The organism is Mycobacterium palustre, from assembly GCF_002101785.1.
Lineage (GTDB): Bacteria > Actinomycetota > Actinomycetes > Mycobacteriales > Mycobacteriaceae > Mycobacterium > Mycobacterium palustre.
Genome location: NZ_LQPJ01000125.1, coordinates 1 through 7,195 on the forward strand (window position 1 = coordinate 1; position 7,195 = coordinate 7,195).

Consider the following 7,195-nt stretch of genomic DNA (forward strand, 5'->3'; position numbering starts at 1 on the left):
CGACACGCCACACCCCACCCGGGGGTTCTCCTCACATCAAGCCGACACGCCTGCTACCAACGTCCTGGCCGAGTACACCTAGCGGAGGCCTAGCGCGGCGCCGCGACGGCGCGGTCGAACTGCAGCGTGACCCGGGTGCCGCCGGACGTCCGCACGGTGTCGACCCGGTCGGCCAGCCCACCGATGAGGCTCAGCCCGCGGCCGCGCCGACGGTCGCGCAGGCTGGCCGAGGAATCCTTGACCCATCGGCCCGTGTCGCTGACCGGCGGCCCAGCGCGGCCGGCCGCGAGGTCAGCCGGCAGCCGGTTCATTGCCGTTGGCTGCGCTGCAGCGCGTCGAAGACGGTCGGGTAGATCTCGAGGACGCGGTCCAGCTCGGTCACCCGGATCGGCCTGAGCACCTGGTCGTGATCGGCGACCAGCCGGACCGAAGTCCCGGCTTGCTGTCCCTCCTCATGGCAGCCGAGCATGGCGTGCAGCGCGGCGCTGCCGAAGAACGTCACCGGTTGCAGGTCGACGACGACGAGCCGCGCCGGGTGCGCCGCCGCCACCTGCAGCGCCGCCGACAGGTGCGGGGTCAGCCGGTCCACGGTGCTGGAGTCGACGTCGCCCTTCACGCGAACGAGCACGGCCTCGTCCCACGCTTCGTGGTGGACCGCCAACAACTCCATGCCTTTCACCGCCTTGCACGCGCTCGCATTTCGGACCCCCGGGCGAAGATGCCGTGAGCCGACACACAGCATGCCCACAAAAGTTGATGAGGAAGCCTATCCCTGGCTGTCGGCCTCGGACGGGATGCGCTCGTGCACCGTCGACCTTCAGGTGTTTGGCGATGGGCTCAGCCGCCGCGCCCCTCTCGAGGGCTGTGGCACGCTTCGCATCCTCTCACTGGGTCACGCCCGCATGCCGGACCGCCGCGGGTGGGGGTAACGTCGCGTGCGGACCCATCCATCAGACGCGGGAGCGCACCGCCAGTGCGCTGAGAGGACGGCTCGGGGCCGTCGACCGTACGAACCTGACCGGGTAATGCCGGCGTAGGGAGATGACTATGACCGTCACCATCGAACCGTCTGTGACCACCGGACCGATCGCGGGCAGCAGCAAGGTGTATCGCGAGCTGGACGGGGGCGCGCGCGTGCCGTTCCGGCGGGTGCACCTGTCCACCGGGGACCACTTCGACCTTTACGACACCTCCGGGCCCTACACCGATCCGGGCGCCGTCATCGACCTGACGGCCGGGCTGCCGCCGCGGCCCGGGGTGGTCCGCGACCGCGGCACCCAGCTGCAGCGCGCCCGCGCCGGCGAGATCACCGCAGAGATGGCGTTCATCGCCGCCCGCGAGGGCATGCCCGCCGAGCTGGTGCGCGACGAGGTCGCCCGCGGCCGCGCGGTGATCCCCGCCAACCACAACCATCCCGAAAGCGAGCCGATGATCATCGGCAAGGCCTTCGCGGTGAAGGTCAACGCGAACATCGGCAACTCGGCGGTGACGTCGTCGATCGCCGAGGAGGTCGACAAGATGGTGTGGGCCACCCGCTGGGGCGCCGACACCATCATGGATTTGTCCACCGGCAAGAACATCCACGAGACCCGCGAGTGGATCCTGCGCAATTCGCCGGTTCCGGTCGGCACCGTGCCGATCTACCAGGCGCTGGAAAAGGTCAAGGGCGACCCGACGGAACTGACCTGGGACGTCTACCGCGACACCGTGATCGAGCAGTGCGAGCAGGGCGTGGACTACATGACCGTGCACGCCGGGGTGCTGCTCCGCTACGTGCCGCTGACCGCCAAGCGTGTCACCGGGATCGTGTCGCGCGGCGGGTCGATCATGGCGGCCTGGTGCCTGGCCCATCACCGGGAGTCGTTCCTCTACACCAACTTCGAGGAACTCTGCGACATCTTCGCGCGTTATGACGTGACGTTCTCGCTCGGTGACGGGCTGCGGCCCGGCTCGATCGCCGACGCCAACGACGCCGCGCAGTTCGCCGAGCTGCGCACCCTGGGCGAGCTGACCAAGATCGCGAAAGCCCATGGCGCGCAGGTGATGATCGAGGGGCCGGGGCACATCCCGATGCACAAGATCGTCGAGAACGTGCGGCTGGAGGAGGAACTGTGCGAGGAGGCCCCGTTCTACACGCTGGGCCCCCTGGCGACCGACATCGCGCCGGCCTACGACCACATCACCTCGGCGATCGGCGCGGCGATCATCGCCCAGGCCGGCACCGCGATGCTGTGCTACGTGACGCCCAAGGAGCACCTGGGCCTGCCCGACCGCAAGGACGTCAAGGACGGGGTGATCGCCTACAAGATCGCCGCGCACTCGGCCGATCTGGCCAAGGGGCATCCCCGCGCGCAGGAGCGCGACGACGCCCTGTCGACCGCGCGCTTCGAGTTCCGCTGGAACGACCAGTTCGCGTTGTCGCTGGACCCCGACACCGCGCGGGAATTCCACGACGAGACGCTGCCGGCCGAACCCGCCAAGACCGCGCACTTCTGCTCGATGTGTGGGCCCAAGTTCTGCTCGATGCGCATCACCCAGGACGTCCGCGACTACGCCGCGGCGCACGGCCTCGACAGCGAGGAAGCGATCGAGGCCGCCATGAGCGAGAAGTCGCGCGAGTTCGCCGAGCACGGCAACCGGGTGTACCTGCCGATTACCCAGTGAGCAACCCGCCTCCGGCGCTGCCCCTGCCGCCGCCGGGCGCCACGCCGATGCGCGTGCTCACCATCGCCGGGTCGGACTCGGGCGGCGGCGCCGGCATCCAGGCCGACATGCGCACGATGGCGCTGCTGGGCGTGCACGCCTGCGTCGCCGTGACCGCGGTGACCGTGCAGAACACCTTGGGGGTCAAGGACTTTCACGAGGTTCCGGGCGACGTCGTCGCCGCGCAGATCGAGGCCGTCGTCAACGACATCGGCATCCAGGCCGCCAAGACGGGAATGCTGGCGTCGTCGGACATCATCACCGCGGTGGCCGAGATTTGGCGCCGGCTGGCCTTGGGCGTTCCCCTCGTCGTCGACCCGGTGTGCGCGTCCATGCACGGCGACCCGCTGCTGGCGTCGTCGGCGCTGGATTCGCTGAGGGACCAGCTGTTTCCGCTTGCCACGCTGGTGACGCCGAATCTCGACGAGGTGCGGCTGCTGGTGGGCATCGACGTGACCGACGCGGCGTCGCAGCGGGCGGCGGCCGAGGCGCTGCACGCGCTGGGACCGCGGTGGGTGCTGGTCAAGGGCGGACACCTGAGATCCTCCGATCGCAGCTGCGACCTGCTTTACGACGGCGCCTCCTGGTACGAATTCGACTCGGAGCGGTTGGCCACCGGCAACGACCACGGCGGCGGCGACACGCTCGCGGCCGCGACCGCCTGCGCGCTGGCGCACGGCTTCACGGTGCCCGACGCGGTCGGTTTCGGCAAGCGTTGGGTCACCGAATGCCTGCGCGCCGCTTACCCTTTGGGCCACGGCCACGGCCCCGTCTCCCCACTGTTTCGCTTGTCATGAACCTCGAGCCGATCGCGGGCGTCGCACATGAACCTGACGGGCCACCGGTAGGCGTCGTGGTGCTGACCCACGGGGCCGGCGGCGACCGGGACTCGCCGCTGCTGCAACAGGTTTGCGACGAGTGGGCGCGACGCGGCTGGCTCGCGGTGCGCTACAACCTGCCCTACCGCCGGCGCCGGCCCACCGGCCCGCCGTCCGGATCGGCGGCGGCCGACCGCGCCGGCATCGTCGAGGCGATCACGGTGTGCCGCGGGCTGGCCGGGGGCCCGCTGGTCGCCGGCGGGCATTCCTACGGCGGACGGCAGACGTCGATGGTGGTTGCCGAAGGCGGGGCGGCGATCGACGTGTTGACGCTATTCTCCTATCCGGTCCACCCGCCGGGCAAGCCGGAGCGCGCCCGCACCGAGCACCTGCCGGGCATCGCGGTGCCCACGGTGTTCACCCACGGCACGTCGGATCCGTTCGGCACCATGGGCGAGCTGCGGGCCGCCGCCGCACTGATCGCCGCGCCGACCGAGGTCGTCGAAATCACCGGCGCCCGGCACGATCTGCGCTCGAAGGCTTTTGACGTGCCGGCGCTCGCGGTCGACGCAGCCCTGCGGCTGCTGCGCGAATTAGACAGTCCAGGCTGATCAGTTTAGACTGACTTTGTGGACGACATCACCGAGTCGGCGGCGGCGGCGGCCCGCGACCTGCGGGTGATGTTCAGCCGGCTGCGGCGTCGGTTGCGGGAACTCGTCAGCGACGACGACCTGACTCCCTCGCAGATCGCGGTGCTGAACCGGCTCTGGAAGGAGGGGGCCTCGTCGGCGAGCATGCTGGCCGGGGCCGAACGGGTGCGTCCACAATCCATGGCGACCATCGTGGCCGCCCTCGAGCGACGCGGACTGATCGAAAGGACTCCCGACCCGAAAGACCGTCGCCGACAAATGGTTTCGCTGACCACATCGGGCCGGCGCCGGGCCGAGAGCCACCGACAGGTGCGCGAGGAGTGGCTGGCGCGCGCCATCCAGGAGCGCTACTCCGAACGGGAGCGCCGCGTGATCCTCGACGCGCTGTCGCTGCTCGAGCGCCTGAGCGAGCAATGAAAGGGCAACGACTGCAATGGAATTGGGTGTGCACTTTATCGACTTTCTGCCGGGGGACCCAGCGCGACTGGGCCCGACGCTGGCCGACGCGGCCAAGGCCGCCGAGCAGGGCGGCGCCACGATGTTCACGCTGGCCGACCATTTCTTCCAGATGGAAAGCGTTGGGCGGGCCGAGGATCCGTTCCTCGAGGGCTACACGTCGTTGGGGTTCTTGGCCGCGCAGACCGCGACGATCGACCTGACCTTGCTGGTCACCGGCGTCACCTACCGCTACCCCGGCGTGCTGGCCAAGACGGTCACCACGCTGGACGTGCTGTCACAGGGCCGGTCGATGCTGGGGCTCGGCGCCGCGTGGTACGAGCGCGAACACGCCGCCCTGGGCGTTCCGTATCCGGCGCTGCGCACGCGCTTCGAGATGCTCGAGGAGACGCTGCAGATCTGCCTGCAGATGTGGAGCGACGATGACGGACCTTACGACGGCAAGCATTACCGGCTGGCCGAGACGCTCTGCGTGCCGCAACCCATCCGGCGGCCACCGATACTGATCGGAGGCGACGGGGAGAAGAAGACGCTGCGGCTGGTCGCGCGGTACGCCGACGTCTGGAACAGCACCACCAGCGATCCCGACTGGCTCTCGCGCAAGGTCGACGTGCTGCACCGGCACTGCGAGGCGGTGGGCCGCGATCCGGGCCAAATCCGCAAGACCGTGGGGGTCTTGGCGGACCCGTTCGAGGACCCCGACGGGTACCTGAGGAACGTGGAGCGCTACGCCGAGCTGGGGGTCGACATGATCAACGTCGGCCCGCTGCCGGCAAACCCCGACCCCGTCGGCTTCATCCGCCGCCTCGGCGACGAGCTGGTTCCCCGGATCGCCCAAATCGCCTGAGGCGCGGCGCTATCCGGGGTAGCGGGAGTAGCAGGCGTCCATGTTGCCGGTGACGCCGCCCCGGAAGGCGGCGATGCGGGTGAAGCCGGCCGGGACGCTGACGCCGTCGGCGTCGCTGGCGACCAGGTGGTTGGTGAGCAGGCCGGAAACGGCTTCGTCGAGGTCACCGGCGGTCAGCACGAGCTGCTTCTGCGACGGCGTGTCGATCGGTTCGGCCATCTTGCGGTGCACCACACCGGTCAGGCAGGCCGTGCGCAGCGCGGTCCACGGGCTCTGCATGGCCAGGCCCCGCTCGTGCTGCACCGCGAGCGCGTAGCGGGACATCACCATCGACAGCGCGGTGTCGTCGCCCTGCGGCAGGGTGTGTTCGTTCTCGGCGGCGACCCGGCCCGCCTTCGCCAGTCCGGGCAAATCCACGGCGATGGTGTTGGTGGCCGGGCAGTAGGACGCCGGCGGGCTGGGCTTGGCGTCGGGGCACCCGGACGCCTGGTAGGTCAGCGTGGGCGGATTCTTCGGGGAGAAGATCTTTCCCAGCACCTCCATCAGCGTCGACAACGTGTCCTGGTTGATCGGGACCTCGCCGGTCTCGGGGTCGCCGGTGGAATCGCGCTGCAGCTTGGTGGGTAGGTCGCCGCGCCGCTGCGAGATTTCCTTGGTGTTGATCCCGGCACATGCGGAGGCGCCGCTGACGAAGCCCATCTGGAAGGCGCTGATCCGGTCCAGGGCCGACCCGTGCTCGTCGTCGTTGGTGGTGTCGGCGTCCATGACCGGGTCACGGGTGGTGATGACGCCGGCCAGCACGTGGTCCAGCCCGTCGGCGGTGCTCAGCGTGAAGCGCGGCGATTTGCCATCGGCCACCCAGAACAGGTAGACGCCCGCGAAGCAGTCGGCCTGCTGCTCGCGCACGATGGTCGGGTCTCTCCTCGTCACCAGCTTCGCCATCTGCTGCAGGGCATGGCCGAATTCGTGGGCCAGCACGCCGTTGACGGACATGTCGCCGAAATAGCGTTGCGCGACGGGCATGAATACCCCGCGGTCCCAGGCGATCAAATTGCAGCGGCCGGTGAAAAACGCGTTGACGAGCTTGTAGGTGTCGTTGTGGCAGACGATCGGACTGCTCGGGGAGTTGGAGTCGTAGGACACCAGCTTGCCGACGGGGACGAAGGTGCCCTTCAGCGACTGGCTGTACACCGACTTCCAGTACTCCTCGATGTCGTTGATCGACAGCAACGACAACTTGTCGATCGCCCCGTTGTCGGTGTTGACCACGGTGCCCGTCGGGCTGGGCGCGTTGGAGCGGATGCCGCTGGGGCCGTTGGTGGCGGGCAGGCCGCCCACCCGGAACGGGTCGTTGAGCATCGACAGCGCCCGGCCCTCGACGAATGTGCTGCATCCCGCCACCACGAGCACCGCTCCGGCACAGGCGATTGCCGCCTTGAGACGCCGACCAAGCCCGCGCTTGTCCATACCGAACCTCATCCCGACCAGGCTGCAGCGCAGCACCAAAGGGTTTTCATTCTAAGGCCCCCAGCTAACCCCGACGGCCGGAATCTTCACCCGGGCGAGCGGGTTACCCACCGCGAAACATCAACGGGCGGGCAGGAAAACGGACCACGCCTAGAAGGGTGGTGGTTCTTCGTCGTCGCGTGGTGGGGCGGGTCCGGTGAGTTGTGCCTGGCGCTGCAGGCGTTCGCGGCGGTTGTGGTTGCGTTCGGTGGCGC

General features: G+C 69.2%; 8 protein-coding genes and 1 riboswitch. Of the genes, 5 read left to right on the forward strand and 3 right to left on the reverse strand.

Going from position 1 to position 7,195, the window contains the following annotated elements; translation table 11 throughout:
* Positions 1 to 89: 89 nt before the first annotated feature.
* Together AWC19_RS20970 and AWC19_RS20975 are read right to left on the reverse strand one after the other, a co-directional pair.
* Positions 90 to 311 (reverse strand): ATP-binding protein, encoded by a 222-nt coding sequence (locus AWC19_RS20970; RefSeq protein WP_085079913.1) that lies wholly within the window; start codon positions 309 to 311, stop codon positions 90 to 92.
* Positions 308 to 670 carry an STAS domain-containing protein gene (locus tag AWC19_RS20975; RefSeq protein ID WP_085079914.1) on the reverse strand — a complete coding sequence of 121 codons (363 nt, stop codon included), beginning with the start codon at positions 668 to 670 and terminating at the stop codon, positions 308 to 310. The genes AWC19_RS20970 and AWC19_RS20975 overlap by 4 nt, the downstream gene beginning before the upstream one ends.
* Before the next feature lie 276 nt (positions 671 to 946).
* Positions 947 to 1,057, forward strand: a riboswitch (TPP riboswitch).
* Between AWC19_RS20975 and thiC the strand changes: the two genes are divergently transcribed.
* The 5 genes from thiC (at position 1,048) to AWC19_RS21000 (ending at position 5,474) form a co-directional block, all read left to right on the forward strand.
* Positions 1,048 to 2,664, forward strand: coding sequence for a phosphomethylpyrimidine synthase ThiC (gene thiC, locus AWC19_RS20980; protein WP_085079916.1), 1,617 nt, complete (start codon positions 1,048 to 1,050; stop codon positions 2,662 to 2,664). It overlaps the preceding riboswitch by 10 nt.
* 47 nt (positions 2,665 to 2,711) lie before the next feature.
* A complete protein-coding gene (gene thiD / locus AWC19_RS20985) occupies positions 2,712 to 3,500 on the forward strand; it encodes a bifunctional hydroxymethylpyrimidine kinase/phosphomethylpyrimidine kinase (RefSeq protein ID WP_085079922.1) in 789 nt (262 codons plus the stop codon).
* Positions 3,497 to 4,132 (forward strand): alpha/beta hydrolase family protein, encoded by a 636-nt coding sequence (locus tag AWC19_RS20990; RefSeq protein WP_085079917.1) that lies wholly within the window; start codon positions 3,497 to 3,499, stop codon positions 4,130 to 4,132. Before thiD ends, AWC19_RS20990 begins: the two co-directional genes overlap by 4 nt.
* A gap of 69 nt (positions 4,133 to 4,201) precedes the next feature.
* Positions 4,202 to 4,588 carry a MarR family winged helix-turn-helix transcriptional regulator gene (locus AWC19_RS20995; protein WP_276042800.1) on the forward strand — a complete coding sequence of 129 codons (387 nt, stop codon included), beginning with the start codon at positions 4,202 to 4,204 and terminating at the stop codon, positions 4,586 to 4,588.
* Between the two features lie 16 nt (positions 4,589 to 4,604).
* Positions 4,605 to 5,474: an LLM class F420-dependent oxidoreductase gene (locus AWC19_RS21000; RefSeq protein WP_085079919.1), complete on the forward strand. Its 870-nt coding sequence runs from the start codon at positions 4,605 to 4,607 to the stop codon at positions 5,472 to 5,474.
* A gap of 9 nt (positions 5,475 to 5,483) precedes the next feature.
* Here AWC19_RS21000 and AWC19_RS21005 read toward each other — a convergent pair whose 3' ends face one another.
* Positions 5,484 to 6,953, reverse strand: a complete 1,470-nt coding sequence (locus AWC19_RS21005; protein WP_372508551.1) for a neutral zinc metallopeptidase — start codon at positions 6,951 to 6,953, stop codon at positions 5,484 to 5,486.
* Between the last annotated feature and the right edge of the window lie 242 nt (positions 6,954 to 7,195).

Coding starts and splice junctions, on each gene's coding strand:
- AWC19_RS20970 (WP_085079913.1), bottom strand. CDS start 311: ATGAACCGGCTGCCGGCTGACCTCGCGGCCGGCCGCGCTGGGCCGCCG.
- AWC19_RS20975 (WP_085079914.1), bottom strand. CDS start 670: ATGGAGTTGTTGGCGGTCCACCACGAAGCGTGGGACGAGGCCGTGCTC.
- thiC (WP_085079916.1), top strand. CDS start 1,048: ATGACCGTCACCATCGAACCGTCTGTGACCACCGGACCGATCGCGGGC.
- thiD (WP_085079922.1), top strand. CDS start 2,712: ATGCGCGTGCTCACCATCGCCGGGTCGGACTCGGGCGGCGGCGCCGGC.
- AWC19_RS20990 (WP_085079917.1), top strand. CDS start 3,497: ATGAACCTCGAGCCGATCGCGGGCGTCGCACATGAACCTGACGGGCCA.
- AWC19_RS20995 (WP_276042800.1), top strand. CDS start 4,202: ATGTTCAGCCGGCTGCGGCGTCGGTTGCGGGAACTCGTCAGCGACGAC.
- AWC19_RS21000 (WP_085079919.1), top strand. CDS start 4,605: ATGGAATTGGGTGTGCACTTTATCGACTTTCTGCCGGGGGACCCAGCG.
- AWC19_RS21005 (WP_372508551.1), bottom strand. CDS start 6,953: ATGAGGTTCGGTATGGACAAGCGCGGGCTTGGTCGGCGTCTCAAGGCG.